General features: G+C 61.0%; 15 protein-coding genes, 1 tRNA gene and 1 riboswitch. Of the genes, 8 read left to right on the top strand and 8 right to left on the bottom strand.

Features of this window, described 5'->3' with window-relative positions; genetic code table 11:
* Positions 1-4 precede the first annotated feature (4 nt).
* Positions 5-406: a SaoD/DsrE family protein gene (locus NW858_RS09955; protein ID WP_414333147.1), complete on the bottom strand. Its 402-nt coding sequence runs from the start codon at positions 404-406 to the stop codon at positions 5-7.
* A 366-nt stretch (positions 407-772) separates the two neighbouring features.
* Complete coding sequence (locus tag NW858_RS09950; RefSeq protein ID WP_414520403.1) at positions 773-2,095, bottom strand: dihydroorotase; 1,323 nt, start codon at positions 2,093-2,095, stop codon at positions 773-775.
* Positions 2,096-2,361: 266 nt separating this feature from the next.
* On the opposite strand from NW858_RS09950, the gene NW858_RS09945 reads away from it, so the two are divergent.
* From NW858_RS09945 to NW858_RS09930, 4 genes are all read left to right on the top strand, one after another.
* Positions 2,362-2,435 (top strand) — tRNA-Arg (locus NW858_RS09945).
* Between the two features lie 38 nt (positions 2,436-2,473).
* Positions 2,474-2,679: riboswitch (cobalamin riboswitch) on the top strand.
* A gap of 428 nt (positions 2,680-3,107) precedes the next feature.
* Positions 3,108-5,351 carry a 5-methyltetrahydropteroyltriglutamate--homocysteine S-methyltransferase gene (gene metE, locus NW858_RS09940; protein WP_414520402.1) on the top strand — a complete coding sequence of 748 codons (2,244 nt, stop codon included), beginning with the start codon at positions 3,108-3,110 and terminating at the stop codon, positions 5,349-5,351.
* A 220-nt stretch (positions 5,352-5,571) separates the two neighbouring features.
* Positions 5,572-6,561, top strand: a complete 990-nt coding sequence (locus tag NW858_RS09935) for a methyltransferase domain-containing protein (protein WP_414415428.1) — start codon at positions 5,572-5,574, stop codon at positions 6,559-6,561.
* 6 nt (positions 6,562-6,567) lie between these two features.
* Entirely contained in the window at positions 6,568-7,812 is a 1,245-nt protein-coding gene (locus tag NW858_RS09930; RefSeq protein WP_414520401.1) for an FAD-dependent hydroxylase, read from the top strand.
* Here NW858_RS09930 and NW858_RS09925 read toward each other — a convergent pair.
* The 3 genes from NW858_RS09925 to NW858_RS09915 form a co-directional block, all read right to left on the bottom strand.
* A complete protein-coding gene (locus NW858_RS09925) occupies positions 7,782-9,497 on the bottom strand; it encodes a helicase HerA domain-containing protein (RefSeq protein WP_414520414.1) in 1,716 nt (571 codons plus the stop codon). The two genes, NW858_RS09930 and NW858_RS09925, sit on opposite strands and share 31 nt — an antisense overlap.
* 10 nt (positions 9,498-9,507) lie before the next feature.
* Positions 9,508-10,290, bottom strand: coding sequence for an Ig-like domain-containing protein (locus NW858_RS09920; RefSeq protein WP_414333358.1), 783 nt, complete (start codon positions 10,288-10,290; stop codon positions 9,508-9,510).
* Positions 10,291-10,540: 250 nt separating this feature from the next.
* The gene (locus NW858_RS09915) at positions 10,541-10,909 is read right to left on the bottom strand and encodes an AbrB family transcriptional regulator (protein WP_011432615.1); all 369 of its coding nucleotides are present in this window, start codon (positions 10,907-10,909) and stop codon (positions 10,541-10,543) included.
* A 332-nt stretch (positions 10,910-11,241) separates the two neighbouring features.
* Between NW858_RS09915 and coaBC the strand changes: the two genes are divergently transcribed.
* The 4 genes from coaBC (at position 11,242) to NW858_RS09895 (ending at position 16,578) form a co-directional block, all read left to right on the top strand.
* Positions 11,242-12,471 carry a bifunctional phosphopantothenoylcysteine decarboxylase/phosphopantothenate--cysteine ligase CoaBC gene (gene coaBC / locus NW858_RS09910; RefSeq protein WP_414520413.1) on the top strand — a complete coding sequence of 410 codons (1,230 nt, stop codon included), beginning with the start codon at positions 11,242-11,244 and terminating at the stop codon, positions 12,469-12,471.
* Between the two features lie 119 nt (positions 12,472-12,590).
* On the top strand, positions 12,591-13,361 hold the full coding sequence (locus NW858_RS09905; RefSeq protein WP_414520400.1) for a hypothetical protein: 771 nt from the start codon (positions 12,591-12,593) through the stop codon (positions 13,359-13,361).
* Between the two features lie 191 nt (positions 13,362-13,552).
* Entirely contained in the window at positions 13,553-14,671 is a 1,119-nt protein-coding gene (gene cax, locus NW858_RS09900) for a calcium/proton exchanger (RefSeq protein ID WP_414333372.1), read from the top strand.
* A gap of 23 nt (positions 14,672-14,694) precedes the next feature.
* Positions 14,695-16,578, top strand: a complete 1,884-nt coding sequence (locus NW858_RS09895; protein WP_414520399.1) for a mechanosensitive ion channel family protein — start codon at positions 14,695-14,697, stop codon at positions 16,576-16,578.
* 37 nt (positions 16,579-16,615) lie between these two features.
* Here the strand turns inward: NW858_RS09895 and NW858_RS09890 are convergent, their stop codons facing one another.
* The 3 genes from NW858_RS09890 to NW858_RS09880 form a co-directional block, all read right to left on the bottom strand.
* Positions 16,616-16,855, bottom strand: coding sequence for a DNA-directed RNA polymerase subunit omega (locus tag NW858_RS09890; protein WP_414333373.1), 240 nt, complete (start codon positions 16,853-16,855; stop codon positions 16,616-16,618).
* A 78-nt stretch (positions 16,856-16,933) separates the two neighbouring features.
* Complete coding sequence (locus NW858_RS09885) at positions 16,934-17,845, bottom strand: cell division protein FtsX (RefSeq protein ID WP_414333364.1); 912 nt, start codon at positions 17,843-17,845, stop codon at positions 16,934-16,936.
* A gap of 63 nt (positions 17,846-17,908) precedes the next feature.
* Complete coding sequence (locus NW858_RS09880) at positions 17,909-18,724, bottom strand: cell division ATP-binding protein FtsE (protein ID WP_414333366.1); 816 nt, start codon at positions 18,722-18,724, stop codon at positions 17,909-17,911.
* Positions 18,725-18,741 lie beyond the last annotated feature (17 nt).

Genomic DNA, 18,741 nt, shown 5'->3' with positions numbered 1-18,741 from the left:
TTGGTTAGAGGCTAATTACCTGGTCAGGTGGGTTGTCTTTTAAGGCCGCGTAGAGGTCGGGAAAGCAGCCCACCTGCACGCCTTTGACCACATTCTTGGGAACACAATAGCCCGGCTCCTTGCGCCCCTGGCCCTTTGAGTCGCACCACTTGGGTTCCCCTTCCGCCAGGTTGCGCTCCAGGGCGCACAGGTCACACATCATCAGCAAAATCTTTTGCGCTTCGGCAATCTTGGCCAGGCGCTCGCCAATGGGATCCCCCTGCCGCAAGACAAAGCAGTTGTCGTCAAAAAAGAACATGCCCACCACTTCCACGCCGTGTACCCCCGCTTCTAGCTGCGGCAGGATCATCTGGCCCAGCTTGTAGGTGCCGCCGCGAGGAGTGATGAAGACGTAGGCAACTTTCATGGCCGCTCCTTAGGTGTTTTCCAACTTGATTATCATCGATTATCGCTTTCAAAGTAGCACAGCTTACTGAAAGGGCGTAAGACACTCCCCAAGCATTCCTCACCCCCAGCCCCTCTCCCAGCCCTCACCCCCAGCCCCTCTCCCAGAGGGAGAGGGGAGTTAGAGCGGCGCGTTCGCGACAGCGTTGCGTAGCAATAACGACGTAACGAACCGTTTCATTGCTATTTGAAATGACTATAAGACTATAAACTGAGATGGGATCTGGAGCTCTGCTCCTCTTGCCTAGGCAGGGAGAAGCCGAAGCAGCTCAGTGTTCAACCGCCATCTTGAAAGGTTTGAACAGGTGCAACCTCGAAGGGGATCCCCCTAGCGCCGAAAGGTTAGCGCCTGGCCGCGCACCGAGGGATCCACCTGACCGTTTTGAAAGGCGATCTGCCCGCCCACAATTGTGGCCAGCGGCCAGCCCACCAGCTCCCAGCCCTCAAACGGGCTCCAGCCGCATTTGGTGAGCAGCTCTTCCCGTCGCACCGGCTGAGGCGTGTGGCGATCCACCAATACCAGATCGGCATCGTAGCCCACCTGCAGCTGCCCCTTGTTGGGGATCCCGTAGAGGCGGGCCGGCGCCTCGCACATCCACTGCACCACCTGGCGCAGGGTACAGCGGCCCTGCTGGGCTGCGGTCAGCATCAGGGGCAAGGCCGTCTCCACACCGGGCATGCCAGAGGGGGAGTGGGGGTAGGGCTGGGCCTTTTCGGCCAGGGTGTGGGGGGCATGGTCGGTGGCGATGCAATCAAGGATGCCGTCGTGTAGCCCCTGCCAGAGCTGGTTCAGGTTAGCCGGATCCCGCAGCGGCGGGTTCATCTGGACGAGGGATCCCAGGCGGGCGTAGTCGGCGGTGCTGAGCAGCAGGTGCTGAGGGGTGACCTCGGCGCTAACCCAGGCGGGTTTGTGCTGGCGCAGCAGCTCCACCTCCAGGCCGGTGGAGAGGTGCAAAATGTGCAGGCGGTGGCGGTAGCGGGTGGCCAAGTCCAAAGCCCGTTGCGAGGCAATCAGCGCGGCTTCTTCATCCTGAATCAGGGAGTGAACCGCCACATCTGTACGTCCGGCAAAGAGGGCCCGCCGGGCTTGAATCCGCGAGTGATCTTCAGCGTGGACGGCGATAACAAAATTGGGATCCGTCTCGGCAAAGATCCGCTCTAATGCCGCTTGGTCATCCACCAGCAAGGGGCCATGCATGGATCCCATGAAGATCTTGATGCCGCAAGCCCCTTGCACTGTTTGCAGCTCTTTAAGGTTATCGGCGGTGGCTCCGATGAAAAAGCCGTAGTTGACCACGCACTTGCTGGCGGCCCGGGCCAACTTGTCATCCAGCGTTGCCTGGTCGATCGTCAGCGGATCCGTATTGGGCATCTCCAGAAAGCTGGTTACCCCACCGCGAGCGCAGGCCCAGGATCCCGTCTGTAGGTCTTCTTTGTGCTCCCGGCCCGGCTCGCGAAAGTGAACCTGGGGGTCGATCACCCCCGGCATGAGGGTATGGCCCTCCGCGTCGATAACCCTAGCCACCCTTTCTGCCGAGAGATTCTGGCCGATTTGGGCAATGCGCCCCTCCCGCACCAGCACATCTCCCAGCCAGGGATCCCCTTCCGGCACCAATAGCTCCGCATTGCGGATCAGCAGACTGTCAGACAAAGCGCCCCCGAGACAACGCTAATTTCCCAGCCAAAATATTCAGAATACTTTATCAAAATACCTTGGAAGACTGGCCGCCAATCCGGCACCTCACTTCCGACTCAGCGCTGGCGCGACAGCGCAAAAGGGCCTTGACTTGACATCCTCTCCACGGCTGCGGCTTGCTTCCAGGCAAAGGTCTAGATGGCTCTTTCTGGTAATCTAAGTTGGGGGTTTAAGATCGGTAGGTGTTGCCCAGCATCCCTTGCTCCATTCTCTCTTTGTCTGGGGCTGTAGCTCAGATGGATAGAGCAAGCGCCTCCTAAGCGCTAGGTCGGCGGTTCAAATCCGCCCAGTCCCGTCTAAGTGAGTAGCTACTAGCTCCTCCAAGCTGGTGGTAGGATGTAGTCTACTGCCGGTTCTGACGGGGATCAGCCGTCAGAGGCAACGGGGAAAGTGCAGTGAGAATCTGCCGCTGTCCCGCAGCTGTGAGCCGGTTTTGGATCGGGGATCCCTAGTTGTTGTTGCAAAAGCCCTTGACGACGCAAGCCAGCCCCTCCAAAACTGAGCAAGTCAGAATGCCCGCCGGCGGTTTTTCCCCAGTTCACCATATCTGCGAGGTACAGATATGCTTCCCATTTTGACGTTGGCCCGTTCCCGTCCCGAAGTTTTTTCATCGGCCTGCTTACGGATTTTCGACGCTCTTGGATCGTAGGCACTAAGTCAAAAGCGCGGACAAGAGAGCTAAGCAGTTGGCTCAGGGGCAGCTAACTCTTGGAGGACGTTTTCTTGCTTTGGTTGCGCAAAAGAGTCCTCTAAGCACCCTCCTGTGCCGAGTGGGCCAGCCGATAGGTTGAGGAACGCCTTGACAGCTCCAGCAGGTTTCCTGGCCTAGAGAAAACCTTCCGCCGGGATCCCACCGATAGGCATGTCGGCGGCCATTTCTTGCTGCCTAGGTTGGATGACAACCGGCTGTACAAAGCCAACTGGCGGCAACCTCAATTACCGAATTCAGTTCAGGAGACAGTACCTTATGGCCATCGAAACCCAAACCCTCGGCTATGCCCGCATGGGCAAGCGCCGCGAGCTGAAGAAAGCGCTGGAAGCCTTTTGGAGCGGCACCCTGGAGGCGGAGGCCTTGTCAGCAACGCTCCAGGAGCTGGAGGCACAGGTCTGGGGGGTACAGCTTCAGGCTGGCATCGACCACATTGCAGTAGGAGATCAAACCCTCTACGACCATGTTTTGGACTGGGCCACCTGGCTGGGGCTGATTCCCTCCCGGTTTCAGAGCTTATCAGGCCTGGAGCGCTACTTTGCCATGGCGCGGGGACGGGAGGGCCTGCCCGCCTTGGAAATGACCAAGTGGTTCGACACCAACTACCACTACCTGGTGCCGGAAATTGAGGCCGACGCGATCCCTCAGGCCCATTTCGATGACTTCCTGGCCACAGTGCGGCGGGCGCAAGGGATCCTAGGAAACCGCACCAGCCCCGTCCTCCTCAGTCCGGTTACCCTTCTTGCTCTAAGCCAGCGCTCTGGCAAGTTGCGGGGAGATCTGGAGAAGCTGCTTCCTCTCTACGAGGAGCTGCTGCAGGAGCTGCAGCGACTGGGAATCCGGGAAGTGCAAGTCCATGAGCCCATCTTGGTGACGAGCGAAGGCGACAGTCTCCGGGAAGCGGTGGAGCAGACCTACCGCCGGCTGGCTCGGTTGGGGATCCCTGTCCACTTGGTTACCTACTTTGACGACTTGGGGGAGACTTACCCCTGGGTGGTGGAGCTGCCGCTAGCCGGCCTCAGCCTCGACTTCACCCGCGGCCACAACCTGGAACTGGTCAGAGCCCACGGCTTCCCCGCCGATAAGATCCTAGGGGCGGGGGTAGTGGACGGGCGCAACGTCTGGCAGATCCAGCCCAAGGCCGTTCTGGCCACTCTGCAAGAGCTGCAAGCCCTAGCCCCCAACCTGCGGGTGCAGCCTTCTTGCTCGCTCCAGTTTGTGCCCCACGACGCTGCTCTGGAAACCCACCTGCCAGAGCCTTTGCGCAATGTTCTCAGCTTTGCCGAGCAGAAGCTGGCCGAAGTGGTTCTGCTCGCTCGCACCCTCAACGGCGAAGACACCGCTGCCCAGCAGAACAAGCTGGAACAGCAGTGGCAGGCCTTCCAGGACTTCAATCCCCCCAACCTTGCGGTGCGCCAGGCCTTGGCCAACCTGACGGCGCAGGACTTCCAGCGCTCCCTTCCCTACGAGCAGCGTATAGGCCGGCAGGCCAAGCTGCCACCGCTGCCCACTACCACCATCGGTTCTTTTCCCCAAACCCCCGAAGTCCGGCAGTGGCGGGTCAAGTACAAAAAGGGCGAGATCTCCCAGGCCGAATACGAGGCCGCTATCGACGCCGAAATTGCCAGGTGCATCCGCATTCAAGAAGAAATTGGCCTGGATGTGCTGGTGCATGGCGAGTTCGAGCGCACCGACATGGTGGAATACTTTGCCCAGCAACTGCAGGGCTTTGCCTTTACCGAGCACGGCTGGGTGCAGAGCTATGGCAGCCGCTGCGTGCGTCCCCCCATTCTCTACGGCGATGTGTCTCGCCCTTGCCCCATGACGGTGCGGGAGTTTAAGGTGGCCCAATCTCTAACCCAAAAGCCGGTTAAGGGGATGCTCACCGGGCCGGTAACCATGCTCAACTGGTCCTTCCCCCGCGTCGACCTTTCCCGACGCGAGCAAGCCTTGCAAATTGCCTTGGCCCTGCGGGCAGAGGTGGCCGACTTAGAAGCTGCCGGAGCCGTAATGGTACAGGTGGACGAGCCAGCGCTGCGGGAGGGTCTACCCTTGAAAAAAGAGCGCTGGCCGGAGTACTTAAGCTGGGCGGTGGAGGCCTTCCGACTGGCTACCGCTGGCGCCAAGCCCGAAACCCAGATCCACACTCACATGTGCTACTCGGAGTTCGGGGACATCATCGAGCACATCGAGCGGCTGGACGCCGACGTTCTCTCGATCGAAAACAGCCGCAGCAGCAACAAAACCTTGCTGCAGATCGCCCAAGCGGGCTATCGCCACCAGGTGGGCAACGGCGTTTACGACGTCCACAGCCCGGCGGTGCCCGACACCGAGCAGATTCTCCAGCAACTGCGCCTGGGAGTGGCCCACTTGCCGCTAGAACAAACCTGGGTCAACCCCGACTGCGGCCTAAAAACCCGCCGCTGGGAGGAGGTGATCCCTGCCCTGAGGAACATGGTGGCAGCCACTCAGCGCCTAAGGGAGGAGCTCCAGGCCACCTAGCCCCCAGCGAGATCCCTCAGGCCAACGCTCCCTCCGCCGGCAACCGACCATTTGGGGCTACGACAGCCCCAGCCCGCCTGGCGGCTGGCCAATAGGGCAAGATGGAATTGTCTCGTCACTCCGCTGGATCGACAGACCCAGGGAGGGATCCCTTGCTTGCCCCCTTGCCACCGAAGGAACGATAATCGTCGTCGTCTCCAGCCATATTGACATCATTCTGATGAATCCGACACTTTGGGTTTTTTGGGGCCTAGTCCTGCTGCTGGCCGTGGGCCTGGCAGCCTACCTGCTAACCGCCCGCAAGTACCGATCTCCTGAATCGGTAGCCCGCGCCTACGACGAGTGGACCCGCGATGGGATCCTGGAGTTCTACTGGGGCGAGCACATTCACCTCGGCCACTACGGATCCCCGCCGCGGCGGAAGAACTTCATTCAAGCCAAGTACGACTTTGTCCACGAGATGGTGCGCTGGGGCGGGCTGGATCGGTTGCCGCCGGGGACGACGGTGCTGGATGTAGGTTGCGGCATCGGCGGTAGTTGTCGCCTCTTGGCCCGCGACTACGGCTTTGTCGTAACCGGCATCACCATCAGCCCGCAGCAGGTGCAGCGGGCCCAAGAGCTCACCCCCCCCGATCTCCCTGTCCGGTTTCAGGTAGCGGATGCCCTCAATCTGCCCTTTCCCGACGCCAGCTTTGATGTGGTCTGGTCCATCGAAGCGGGGCCCCACATGCCGGACAAGGCCCGCTACGCCAGCGAGATGCTGCGGGTGCTCAAGCCAGGCGGCATCCTGGTAGTGGCGGACTGGAACCAGCGGGACGACCGTCAAAAGCCCCTCAACTTCTGGGAGCGGCTGGTGATGCGGCAGTTGTTGGATCAGTGGTCGCACCCCGCTTTTTCCAGCATCGAGGGGTTTGCTGAACAGTTGCAAGCCACCGGGCTGGTGGAAGGGCAGGTGGAAACCGCCGACTGGACGCAAGAAACCCTTCCTTCTTGGCTGGATTCCATCTGGCAGGGCATTGTCCGTCCCGAGGGCTTGCTGAAGTTTGGCTTGGTAGGCTTGATTAAGTCGCTGCGGGAGGTGCCCACCTTCTTGCTCATGCGCCTGGCCTTCGGCACCGGCCTCTGCCGCTTTGGCATGTTCCGGGCGGTGCGGGCCGCCACGCCGGCAAACTCCGCCTCCCCAGAAGTAGTTGGCCACAGCACCCAATAAGAGACAATGACGATCCTTGCTCCCACTCCGGATACCCTGGACGCCCTCTACGACGTGATCATCGTCGGCGGCGGCATTGCGGGCCTGACTCTAGCTTGTGCCCTGCAGGGCTCCGGCCTGCGCTTGGCCCTCATCGAGGCCCAGTCGGCTGAGGCAGTCAGGCAGCGCCCCTTGGCCTATGCCCTTTCGCCGCTGTCGATCCGCATCTTTCGGGCCATCGGGGTGTGGGAGGCGCTGGCTCCCCACATCACGCCCTTTGCCCAGGTGATTCTGACCGACGCCAACGCTCCCCAGCGGGTGACATTTAGGCCGGAGGATGTGGGGGAAACGGCGGTTTTCTACTGCGGCGAACATGCTCGGCTGCAGCAGGTGCTCCAGGAGCAAGTAGCCGCCGATCCCAAGATCACCTGCTACTACGAAGCCAGGGTGGAGAGGGTAACCTACGGGAAGGTTGCCGCCGAGGTAGAGCTGGAAATGACACAGGGCCGGCGCCGACTGGCCGCCGCTCTGGTGGTGGCTGCCGACGGCCTGCGCTCTCCCGTGCGGCAGCGGGCAGGGATCCCTAGCGACGGCTGGGACTACTGGCAGTCGTGTATCACCGCCCTGGTGGCCCCTGCCCAAGACCACCAAAACATCGCCTACGAACGCTTCTGGCCTGCTGGCCCCTTCGCCATCCTGCCCCTGCCCGGCAATCGCTGCCAGGTGGTCTGGATCCTGCCCCACGAGCAGGCCAAAGCCACGCTGGCCCTTTCTCAGGCCGACTTCTTGGCCGAGATGCAGCGCTACTACGGCGTCCAGGGCGGCTGCCTCACCTTGCTGAACCCGCCCCAAGTCTTCCCGGCCCGTCTGCGCCAGAGCCGCCGCTACTATCAGCACCGCTTGGCGTTGGTGGGAGATGCTGCTCACCACTGCCATCCGGTGGCCGGCCAAGGGCTGAACCTCGGCATCCGCGATGCCGCTGCCTTGGCCCAGGTGCTGTTGGCTGCTTGGCAACGGCACGAGGATCTGGGAGATGTCAAAGTCCTGTGCCGCTACGGCCGCCGGCGCCGCTGGGAAAACTGGCTGGTGCTGCTCTTCACGGATCTACTCACCCGCACCTTCTCCAACTCCTACTGGCCCCTGGTGGTCATGCGGCGCTGGATCCTGAGCGGGATGATGGCCTTTCCGCCCCTGCGCTGCTTTTTGCTGCGCCTGATGACTGGCTTGTGGGGAAGCCCTCCCTACAGCCCCAGTTCCTCCTTGGCCTTCTGAGCTGCCCAAAGCACCTCCGCATCGGCGGCCTGGGACCAGTCGGGATCGGCGATCTCGGCGTAGAACCTGGGGTCGTAGGAGCGGGTTTGCACCACCACCGGCATGGGCACGGCATGGCCGAGGATCAGGGCCTGCTGTTTGGAATCCAGCTTGGCCAGCACTGTTTTCAAGTTCTGGCTGCCGGCTATCCCTGTAAAGACAGCGTCGATATCCTGCTCGTCGTTGAGGAGGGCCGTGATGCGGGTGCCCAACTGCGACATCACCTCGCTGTCGATACTGGAAGGGCGCTGATCCACCACCAGCAGCGTGACAAAGTACTTGCGCATCTCGCGGGCAATAGTGCCGAAAATGGTCTGCTTGGCCGCCCGCGGATCCAGAAAGCGGTGCGCTTCCTCGATGGTGATGCACAGTTGCCGGGGCCGGTCGAGGGGATTTTTGGACTGCAGGTACCGCTCCGTCTGCTGCACATAGGCCTGGTGGATGCGGCGGGTGATGACGTTGGCTGCCAACATGTAGGAGAGCAGGTTGGACTGGGATCCGAACTCGATGACCACGTGGATGCCGCGGCTGAGGGCCTCCAAGATCTCGCCGATGTAGTTGTGGGGCAAGCTGTTGCGGATGTACTTGAGGTCGTCGAGGCGGGTGAGCTTGCGCTGCAGGGCCAGGATCGAGGCCTTGTTGCCCATCTTCTGTTCGCAAAACTCTTGAACCTCGGCGTTGGAGAGGCTCAAGAGCCGGCTGATCCAGTCGCGGCCAAACTCGTTGCGCAGGATAATGGCGTTTTCCAGGCTGGCCTCGGAGAGGTTGAGCTCCTCCGCCAACAGTGCCAGATCTTCCACCTCGATCTGGTTGTAGGCAATAAACAGTTCGCGGGCATCCCGCACCCCTCGCCGCCGGGTGGAATCGGGATCCAAGGTATAGATTTGTACCTGGGCGGGGAAGAGCTGCCGCAGCCCCTTGACAGTGGTGGCCTGCCTATCCTCGCTGGCCGCCTCCCAGCCGTACTCGGAGTGCATATCAAAAATTAGGTTCACCGCCGCCCGTTTGCGGATGATGCCCGCCAGGAGCAGGCGGGCCAGAAAGGATTTGCCGGTACCGGACTTGCCGAAGATGCCGTTGCTGCGCTCCACCCAGCGATCCAAATCTAGGCAAATGGGCACCGCCATGTCCAGGGGCTGACCGATGGCGAAGTTGCGCCGAGTTGGGTCCTCTTCCCAGCCAAAGACGGTGCGAAAGTCCAGCTCCCGCGCCTCGTACACCTGGGAAAAGTGGGCCGGCACCGTTTTCACCGGCAGCAGCTCCATCGCCTCAGCACCAGGAAGGGCTGGGCCGCCATCTTCTGGCCGGTTGGGATCAATGAGGGGGTACAGCCTTTCCCCTTCCGTCTGCCGCGGCACCAACATCAGCATCGGCGTGAGGGCGATAACCCCGTAGGTGCCGGTACCCGCCAGCACCTCCTGCAGCAGGGTCTCTTCCGGGCGGGGGGGGTTGACCAGGATCTGGGGGTTGCTGGTTGCTAACGTAACGTCGGTGAGCAGACCGAAGAAGCGGTGGCGCTCCCCTTGAATCACCACAAACTTGCCCACCCGCAGGTCTTCTACCGAAACACCGGGGTTGAGGCGAGCTTCCAAGCCCCGACTCAGGGATCCCTGAATCACCGTGGCCAAAGGTTGGGAAGCGGTCATGGCGGTGAGACTAGTTCTGGGCACGGGCGCTGGTGCGGGGGGCGCCATCCTGCACGATCCAGGTGCGGACGATCTCCACCTCCTCCGGCGTCCAAAAGCCCAGACGGGAGAGGGGCAGCCCGCGGGCCTGGATGTAGGCGATCTCCGGGGATCCGCCGCGGGCCTGAGAGCGGTTGGGATTGTTGGCGTTGAGAATAGTGGCGTGGCGGCGCGTCCAGCGGGGATCGATCAACTCGCTCTTGGGATCCCCTGGCTTGACGTAGGCCAGAACCGCCTCGTAGCTATCCAGCAACTGGGTGCGCTGTCGCCCCGCCGGCTGGTGACAGCCGACACAACTGGCCTCCAGCAGCGGTTTGATGTCCCGCTCGTAGGTAAACTGCGGCTCGGTGCGAAAGCGCAGTTGGATGGCCTGCTCCAGCGGCAGCCCCTCTTGGGGGGCAATCGTAAGGGTGTAGTCGGTGCTGAAGCGCAAGGGATCTCGAGGCTTAAGCAACAACTCGTCTCCCTGCACGTCGAAAATGACCGCTGCCGGCGGCTCCAACTGAACCGCCAGCCGTTGTAGATTGGGATCCAGCGGCCGATCGAATTGCAGCCGAATGACTCCATCTATCAAAACATCCTGCTGTTCAGGGGCAGGTTGAGAAGAGACCCACTGTAAAGACGCATTCGACTGGGACCAAACCCACGGATGAGACCCGCTGATAAAGAACATTGCTGCCAACAACAACAGCCCCGCCCAAGTTCGCCACCGTCCCCAGTGGCGAAAGATATTCTGTACGGTCGGAGTGTTCATTGCCGCAGACCCAATTCTACTGTTGTCAGAATAGCGAACTTAATCCATGCTTCAGCCGTTGATGAGATACAGATCGTCAGGGATCCCCAGCGGATCATGAGGATCCCTTGTCTGGTAGAGTAGACGAACAATGAACGCCGGAGCAAAAAGAAGAGGCTGCTGCTCCCAAAGGCTGAAAATCATATTGAGGGCTTCACCCAAGCTGATAGGAGATCACCAGCAGGGAGAAGCAGTACAGGGAGACAGCCAATCAGTTGACGCGCTCCAGCTTGATGTTGTGGTGGCCCAACTTGATCTCGAACTCATCTCCGGGCTTGAGGCCCATCTTCTTGGTGTAGGCAGCTCCAATTAGGAGATTGCCATTCTTATGAACCGAAACCCGGAAGGTAGGAGCGCGGCCACGAGATCCATTTTCGTCACTGGCACCGAGATCCACGCCAACAGCCTTCAGCAGGGCATTGTTAAACTGCATCAGATTCACTCGCTCCTGACCATTCTTGGTGTAGGTGACATAGCCACAGGCGCGAGCTTTTTCCTTGCGATCCGCATTTCCCATTGAAGTTACTTTGTCGAGGAGCTCTTGGCCAGTGAGTGGTTTTGGTTTACTGGTTGTAGCCATATCAAGGTGGTTTTAAGGACAACAGTTAGTGTAGCCAGAAACAAACAGCGATTGCAATAGAGGTTCCTCCAATTCCTCTTCACCTTCCTATTAGAGAGAATAGGTTCGGCGGCTGCAATGGGATTGAAGGGTGATTGCGCAAAACAGTAGTGGAGAATTTTCTCTAGAGGCCAGAACCTGTGGGGGAGACTTTCGCGGAAGGGACAGGCCCTCAGGGCCAAGGGCATATAAAGGTGTCTTTGAGTGTCTCTAGACGCTGGATCCCCGCTGCGGCACCGGAGTTGAGCAAAAGCAGGGAAACTGGAAACAAGGCTGTTTGAGTGTCACTCGATATGGATCTCTTTTGGTCGGGACGGCGTCTTCTGGTTGGGGTGAGCGGGGGGATTGCTGCCTACAAAACGGCGGTTTTGGTATCTGCTCTGGCCCAGCAGGGGGCAGAGGTGAGGGTGGTTTTGACGAAAGCTGCAGAACAGTTTATCTCCCCGCTGACATTTGCCACCGTGTCTCGCCAGCCAGCTTTTACAGATGCCGAGTTTTGGCAAGCCACGCGGGGACGGCCGCTGCACATCGAGCTGGGGGAATGGGCCGAGGCTCTTCTGATTGCGCCGCTTTCGGCCAACACCTTGGGCAAGGTGGCCCAGGGGCTGGCGGACAATTTGCTCACCAATGTGGTTTTGGCTTGCCACTGTCCGGTGGCCCTGGCGCCGGCCATGAATACCCACATGTGGAAGGCTGAAGCGGTGGCCGAGAATTGGCAGCGGCTGCAACGGGATCCCCGCTTCTGGGCCTTGCCCACTGCCAGTGGCCGCCTGGCCTGTGATGCGGTGGGGGAAGGGCGTATGTTGGAGCCAGAGGCGCTGCAGGAGTATGTGCGGGCTCTGCTCTGGACAGGGGGGAAAAAAGACTGGCAAGGGAAGCGGGTGTTGGTGACGGCAGGAGGCACCCGCGAGCCCATCGACGCGGTGCGTTTTATCGGCAACCCGGCCAGTGGGCGGATGGGGGTGGCGCTGGCAGTGGCAGCCGCCTGCCGGGGGGCCGAGGTCACGCTGGTGCATGGGCCGCTGGGGATCCCCCTTGATCCAGCACCCTTCGCCATTCGGGCCATGCCGGTGGAGACGGCAGCCCAACTGGAGAGAGTTTTGCAGGCGGAGTTTCCCCAGGTGGATCTTTTGTGGATGGCTGCCGCTGTGGGGGATGTGCGCCCCGCCCAGGTTTACGCGGGGAAACTGCCAAAAGGCGATCTGCCCCCCATGCTGCCCTTGGAGCCTGTCCCTGACCTGGTGGCAGCCCTGGCCCGCCACCGACGTCCCGGTCAGCTTCTTATCGGCTTTGCCGCCCAGAGCGGGGATCCCCTCCCCTCAGCCAAGGAGAAGCTGCAGCAGAAAGGGCTGGACGCCATTGTGGCCAATCCCATCGACCAGCCGGAGAGCGGCTTTGGCAGCAGCCACAACCAAGGCTACTGGATCCCGCGGCAGGGCAGCCCAGAACGGCTGCCTTGGACAACCAAGGCCACCCTGGCCCACCGGCTGCTGGATCTGGCCCTGCAGCTGGAGCCGAGCTGACCCCGAGGCCTCACTGCTTTGGCTTCGTATCTCGGCTGCGAGGGTAACGGTTCTCCCGGCGATCGGACCAAAATCAGGCCAAAATCAGGTACCTTTGAGGCTAAGCGCAGAGGGATCCGATGGCGATCATCGTTTTGAAAGCCTGGTATTTGGATTCGGTGTTGTCTGCCTCCCAAGTTCAACAGAGGGCTCCCGATCTGCGCCTAAGCCGTACCGGCCTCTTGAAAACGGCGATGCGAGCCGATTTCCTCGACGATGTGGAGCAGGTGAAGGCTTCTGTCTGGTGGCAGCGCTACTTGGAAGGGGAGCTGGTGGAGTTTTACATCGAGGGCAGCGGCGCCTACAGCATCTCCAACCTCGATTTGATCAGCCGCGAGATCTACTTTAATAAGCGGGCCACCCTGAACATGACGGAGCCGGTCATCTACTTTTGTGGCCAAGCGGATTACCCCGACTCCAGCGCCACGCTGCACCAGGCGTTGCAGGCGGTGGTGGAGACCATTAACCGCCATCACCAACCGGTTCTTCCGCTGCAACTGCAGGGATCCCTGCCCAGCGAAAGCGAGACCCCCCTCATCGACGCGGCCCTGATTCGCAAGCTCAAGCACGCGCTGCTGGTGGTGGCCGATGTCACCCCGGTGCAGGTGAATGGCCGAGGACGGCCTCTGCCCAGTCCCCAGGTCTGTTTGGAGTTGGGCTATGCCCTGCAAGCGAAGCGCCCCGAGCAATTGCTGCTGGTACAAATGCCCCGCGACGACATCGAGGGATCCTTTCCTTTCGAGGTGGAGGGCAGCAGTTTTTTGAAAATTGCCGATCCGCAGCGCCTGTCGGATCAATTGGGAGCCGAGATCGCCCGGCAGTTGCAGCGCAACCGGGTTATCTCCCTCTAGCCAGACGCACCTATCCAACTGCCCCTCGCAGCCGTTAGACTCTTGGAGATGGCTGGGGGTACTGCTCTCCAAAACCCAAACGGCATCTATTGGCGCTCCCTTTTTGTGCAACCATGACTCTGGCTAATGCAAATTCTCTGGGTTCTCCGGATCGCTCTGCAGCAGGTTGGCAGAGAGGTTTGAACGGCCTGATGTTCCTGCTGCTGGCGGGAGTTCCTCTATCTTGGGTGGGGCACTTCCGAGGCTGGGATCCCAATCTGGTCTTCCTCTGTGCCGCCTTGGCGGTGGTGGCCTTGGCCAAGTTTATGGGTCAAGCCACCGAGGAGATTGCCGCCTTGACCGGGCCGACCATAGGGGGGTTGATCAACGCCACTTTTGGCAATGCGGCAGAATTGATCATCGGCTTGGTGGCGCTGCGGGCGGGGCTGGTGGAGGTGGTGAAAGCCTCGATCACCGGCTCGATCATCAGCAACCTGCTGCTGGTGGCCGGGCTGGCCATGTTTTTGGGCGGCATTAAGTTTCGCGAGCAGAGCTTTCGGCCCGAAGTGGCCCGCATGAATGCCTCGGTGATGAACCTGGCGGTGGTGGCCTTGATCTTGCCCAGTGTGGTCACCTATGCCGATGCCAACTTGGGAGCGCTCTCCATCCAAGAGCTGTCCACGGCGGTGGCTCTGGTGCTGATCGGGGTTTACGGCCTCACCTTGCTGTTTTCCCTCAAAACCCACAGTTACCTCTACGCTCTTCACGAGGCCGCAGCCGCAGAGAATGAGGCGGCCAATCGCCTGGCCCCCAATCCGGTTTTGCAGGCGGAGGGCTCCATTCCCCAAGTGTTGACGGCCCCGCCCGAGCAGCCTGGGCTATGGCCTTGGGTGTTGGCCCTTTTGGGGTTGACGGTGTTGGTGGCACTGGAGTCGGAACTGTTGGTGAGCACCTTGGAGCACACTCTGGAGCATTGGCACATTACCTCGCTGTTTATGGGGGTGATCTTGCTGCCGATCATCGGCAATGCGGCCGAACATGCGACGGCAATTACGGTGGCCATGAAAGACAAGATGGATCTCTCCTTCTCAGTATCTCTGGGCTCGACGATGCAAATTGCCCTGTTCGTGGCGCCCCTGCTGGTCCTGGCCGGTGACCTGCTGGGCCAGCCGATGAACTTTAACTTCGGCATGGTGGAGCTGGTAGCGATCGCCGTCTCGGTGTTGCTGGTCAACTCTGTCAGCAGCGACGGGCGCTCCAACTGGCTGGAGGGGCTGTTGCTCTTGGCCACCTATGCCATTCTCGGCATTGCTTTCTTCTTCTTAGATTGATGGAAGAACTTTAGCATCGGCTCATGCCGCACAATCTGCAAGCTTCAAGTAGATCGAGGCGGGGAACAGCGGGATCCCTGCTTTGGCCGCTCCTTTTTTTCGGCACTTCCCTCGCCCTATCCCCGGCCATCGAGCCGGCATGGGGTCAGGAAACTTCTCAAAACAACGGCACCGCCTCCAACCTGCCTTTGCTCAACCGCTTGGATGCCCTGGAAGAGCTGCGGCAGGCGCTCAGCCTGCCCACCACCTCCATCCAAACGGAGGCTGTGACGCTGGATGGGCGGCGGCTGTTTTTGGTCGCCGCGCTGCAGGGGGATCCCGGCAGCGTGCCGCCGGTGTCGCAGCGGGCCCGCTCCATCGAACAAACCCTGCGCCAGTTGGCCCAGTCGGGCCTTGACCCGGAAACACTGCGGGTGGAGGTCGTCCTCGACAGCCAAACCAATCAGCCGGTGATCCGGGTGAATGGACGCCATTTGATGACCATCACCTCTCTGGATGCTCAGCTTCAGGGCAGCCAGCCGATGGATTGGGCCGAACAGGTGGCGGGCATTGTCGAGGAGGCCCTGCGCACCTGGCAGCGGGAGCGACAGCCCCAGTTTTTGCGCCGCCAAGCCCTGATAGCCCTCGCCATTCTGGCAGCAGCGGCAAGCCTGAGCCGGCTTTGTCAACGAGAACGACGACGGCTGCAGCAAAAACGCGATGCCCTGCAGGCGGAGTACCAGGCCATCCAAGCAGAGGTGCAGGAGCGCCTCCAGGGGGAGCCGGGCGAGGATCCCGTCTTGGTCGAACAACAGGCAGGGCGCAAACGGCAGGCATCCTATTTGGAGCTGCAAATTCGTCTGCTGCGCCTGGTGCAGGTTGGCCTGTGGACGGGCGGCGTTGGGGTGAGTTTGGGCCTTTTCCCCCAAACACGACCCTTGCAAACGTTTCTCCTGGTCTCGCTGCGCGGCCCTCTGCTGCGCTTGGCAGGGGTGGGCCTGGCGACCTATGGCAGTGTTTGGCTGAGCAGCCTGCTGCTGGACGGCCTCTTCGCCGCCTTGCGCCAGGAGCAGTGGCAAAATGCCCCCACCTATCGCCTCAGCAAACGCCTCAGCACCTTTGCCGGTGTCTCCAAAGGAGTGACAGCCACCACGCTGGTTTTGCTGGGATCCCTGGTCGGCTTGGCCTCAGTGGGGGTGAATATCGGCCCTTTGGTGGCCAGCCTGGGCTTCATCGGCCTGGGCATCTCCCTCGCCGCCCAGGATTTGATCAAAGACGTGATCAACGGGCTGTTGATTTTGCTGGAAGACCAATTTGCCGAAGGAGATGTGATCGTGGTGGATGGGCGGAGCGGCCTGGTGGAACATATGGATCTGCGGCTAACCCAGTTGCGCAACACCGAAGGCAGCCTGATCTCCATTCCCAACAGCGCCATTCGGGTGGTGGAGAACCTCTCCAACGGCTGGTCGCGGGTGGATTTGGGGATCGTGATCGCCTACGAAAACGACCTGGAACAGGCGATCCGCATCACCGAGCAGGTGGCGCTCCAGATGTACCGGGAGCCGGCTTGGCGGGACAAGATCCTCGAGCCCCCCGAGATGCACGGCGTCGATGACCTAGGGGAGCGGGGGATCACCCTGCGCATCTGGATCAAAGTGCAGCCCCTACAGCAGTGGCGGGTGGCGCGGGAATATCGCCGTCGCCTCAAGCATGCCTTCGACCAAGCCGGGATCCGGATTCCGTTTCCGCAGCAAACCCTCTGGTTCCACAGCCCCTTGGAGATGCGCATCCAGGGCCTCAGCCCAGAGGAGACCCACCGCCTGCTGCGCCTGATGGAGTCGCGGCTGGAGGCCCGTCCGCGGGAAAGGGATCTTGATCCAGAAGACCTCACAGACCAGGTTCCTGCCGAGGGTCTTCATCGCCCTTAGCCGCCCGGCTGGCCTGCAGTTGCGACAGGGCCAACAGCTACTCGTCGCCGATGATTTCCGGCTCAGTCAGTTCATCCGACATCTCGATGACGGCGCGGCGGATGGGCTTCATCCAGCCATCTTCCAGATCGTCGGGATCGTCGTAGCGACGGCGCTTGGCCCGGTTGGCCACCTGTACTGTGATGCGGTAGCGATTTTTGGAGGCGTTGATCAGAGCCTCTACCCGACGCATCAGCTCGTCGTTGTCGATAGCCAGTTGATGCTTGCGTGGGGCCATCATCGCAGTTTTAACCTTGGCATCTATTGTTACAGGGGATCCTGATTTTAGCAGAGAACCGGCCAATCCTTCCCTTGCTCAGCGCCCGACCGACTTACGCACTGCGATCAAGCTGCTGCCGGTGCCCAGAAAAACCCCCATCCCCAACAGCAGCAGCGGCAAGAACCAAAACTCCAGTTGGCCGGGATCCGCCTGCATCACCTTGAGAAAGGGCAAGGCGATCAACCGCTCCAGCACCTCCTGCAGCAACTGTCGGGATCCCAGAACCAAGCCCCAAGCCCCTAGCGCGCTGATCACCCCGAACAGGCAGCCCTGCAAAATAAAGGGCAAGTAAATCCAAGCTGCCGTTGCCCCCACCAGTTGCATCACCTCGATCTCCCGCCGCCGCGCCATGACGATCAGCCGAATGGTGGTGGTGATCACAGCCACCGCCGTCAGGGCCAACACCCCGGTGATGCCCAGGGATCCCAGCCGCAGCATCTCCTGAATTTGGGCCAGTTGTTCCACGATGCGGCTGCCGTAGTACACCTCGTCTACCCCTTCCAATTGGCGAATCTGTGCCGCCACCTCCCCCAGGGCTTCGGCGGAATCCGCCTTGACCCGCAGGGCATCCACCAAAGGGTTCTCCCCCAACTGGGTTTCCATCGCCGCCTCATCCTGGATCCCCATCTCGATGAGGAGGGTGCGCCAAGCTTGGTCTTTGGTGATGACCTTCACCGCCACCACGTGGGGCAATTGGGCGACCTGGGGCTGCAACTCCACCCCTTGGCGTTCCGGCTCCAGATAGACGGAGATCTCCAGTTGCTCCCCCAGGGATCGCACCGTCGCATCCACCCCCCAAGACAGCTCCACGCCGATCCCCACCAAAAACAGCAACACCAGCAGGGTGCTCACCGCCGCCCAGTTCAGCCAGCCTCCCCGCCGCAACCCCAAAAAAGTCTCTTGCAGGAGATAGCGAATCTTGTTGAGAAATCGGGAGAGAGATTGCATGCTGTTTACCGCCCAACACTGCCAGTAAACCCAATCTTCGGGATTCCCGCCCTATGCAGCGCCTCAGCGCAGATCATACAGGCGTCCTCCTTCCATGCGCACCACCCGGTGGCCGGCCCGCTCCACCAGATGGGGGTCGTGGCTGGTCATGATGACAGTCACCCCAAAAGAATTGAGCCGCTCCAAAATCTGGAGAACCAAGAGCGAGTTTTCCGGATCCAGGTTCCCCGTCGGCTCGTCTGCCAGCAGCAGCACCGGCATGTTAACAATGGCACGGGCCAGGCTGAGGCGCTGCTGTTCTCCTCCCGAAAGCTCATGGGGAAAGCGATCCCGCTTTTCGGTCAGCCCCACCATCTTCAAAGTCGGCCCGATGCGGCGGCGGATTTCGGCGGGGGACAGCCCTTGGGCGCGCAGCACAAAGGCCACATTTTCCGCCAGGGTGCGGTTGGCCAACAGGCGATAGTCTTGAAAGACCACCCCCAAGCGCCGCCGCAGCATCGCCAGCGGACGGGGTGGAATGCGGTAGGGCCGCCGCCCTTCCGAAGAACATAGGCACACCTGATCCACCACAACCGTGCCCTCGGTGGCCTGTTCGTCCCCGTAGAGCAGTCGCAAGAGGGTGGACTTGCCCGCTCCCGACACGCCGGTAACAAACACGAACTCGCCGCGGCGCACCTCCAGGTTCACATCCTGAAAAATCAAGTTGCCGTTGGGGAAGACCTTGCTCACGCCCCGCAGGGACACCATGCTGGCTGGGGCCTGCAAAGATCCCGGCTGGGTGCTGCTGTACAAGCTCAAGGGGGCCAGATGAGGAGTGGGAGCTGTACCGGCCCAACGGTGAACGCGAGGGGAATAGCCGATGTGCTGACCAAGCATCATAAGGAAGCGCCTACAAA

The organism is Synechococcus sp. H55.10, from assembly GCF_047502715.1.
GTDB lineage: Bacteria > Cyanobacteriota > Cyanobacteriia > Thermostichales > Thermostichaceae > Thermostichus.
Note: the sequence above shows the minus strand (reverse complement) of the source record. Positions and strands in the feature narration are given on the sequence as shown.

Coding starts and splice junctions, on each gene's coding strand:
- NW858_RS09880 (WP_414333366.1), bottom strand. CDS start 18,724: ATGATGCTTGGTCAGCACATCGGCTATTCCCCTCGCGTTCACCGTTGG.
- coaBC (WP_414520413.1), top strand. CDS start 11,242: ATGGATCTCTTTTGGTCGGGACGGCGTCTTCTGGTTGGGGTGAGCGGG.
- metE (WP_414520402.1), top strand. CDS start 3,108: ATGGCCATCGAAACCCAAACCCTCGGCTATGCCCGCATGGGCAAGCGC.
- NW858_RS09890 (WP_414333373.1), bottom strand. CDS start 16,855: ATGGCCCCACGCAAGCATCAACTGGCTATCGACAACGACGAGCTGATG.
- NW858_RS09930 (WP_414520401.1), top strand. CDS start 6,568: ATGACGATCCTTGCTCCCACTCCGGATACCCTGGACGCCCTCTACGAC.
- NW858_RS09925 (WP_414520414.1), bottom strand. CDS start 9,497: ATGACCGCTTCCCAACCTTTGGCCACGGTGATTCAGGGATCCCTGAGT.
- NW858_RS09895 (WP_414520399.1), top strand. CDS start 14,695: ATGCCGCACAATCTGCAAGCTTCAAGTAGATCGAGGCGGGGAACAGCG.
- NW858_RS09915 (WP_011432615.1), bottom strand. CDS start 10,909: ATGGCTACAACCAGTAAACCAAAACCACTCACTGGCCAAGAGCTCCTC.
- NW858_RS09935 (WP_414415428.1), top strand. CDS start 5,572: ATGAATCCGACACTTTGGGTTTTTTGGGGCCTAGTCCTGCTGCTGGCC.
- NW858_RS09955 (WP_414333147.1), bottom strand. CDS start 406: ATGAAAGTTGCCTACGTCTTCATCACTCCTCGCGGCGGCACCTACAAG.
- cax (WP_414333372.1), top strand. CDS start 13,553: ATGTTCCTGCTGCTGGCGGGAGTTCCTCTATCTTGGGTGGGGCACTTC.
- NW858_RS09905 (WP_414520400.1), top strand. CDS start 12,591: ATGGCGATCATCGTTTTGAAAGCCTGGTATTTGGATTCGGTGTTGTCT.
- NW858_RS09885 (WP_414333364.1), bottom strand. CDS start 17,845: ATGCAATCTCTCTCCCGATTTCTCAACAAGATTCGCTATCTCCTGCAA.
- NW858_RS09920 (WP_414333358.1), bottom strand. CDS start 10,290: ATGAACACTCCGACCGTACAGAATATCTTTCGCCACTGGGGACGGTGG.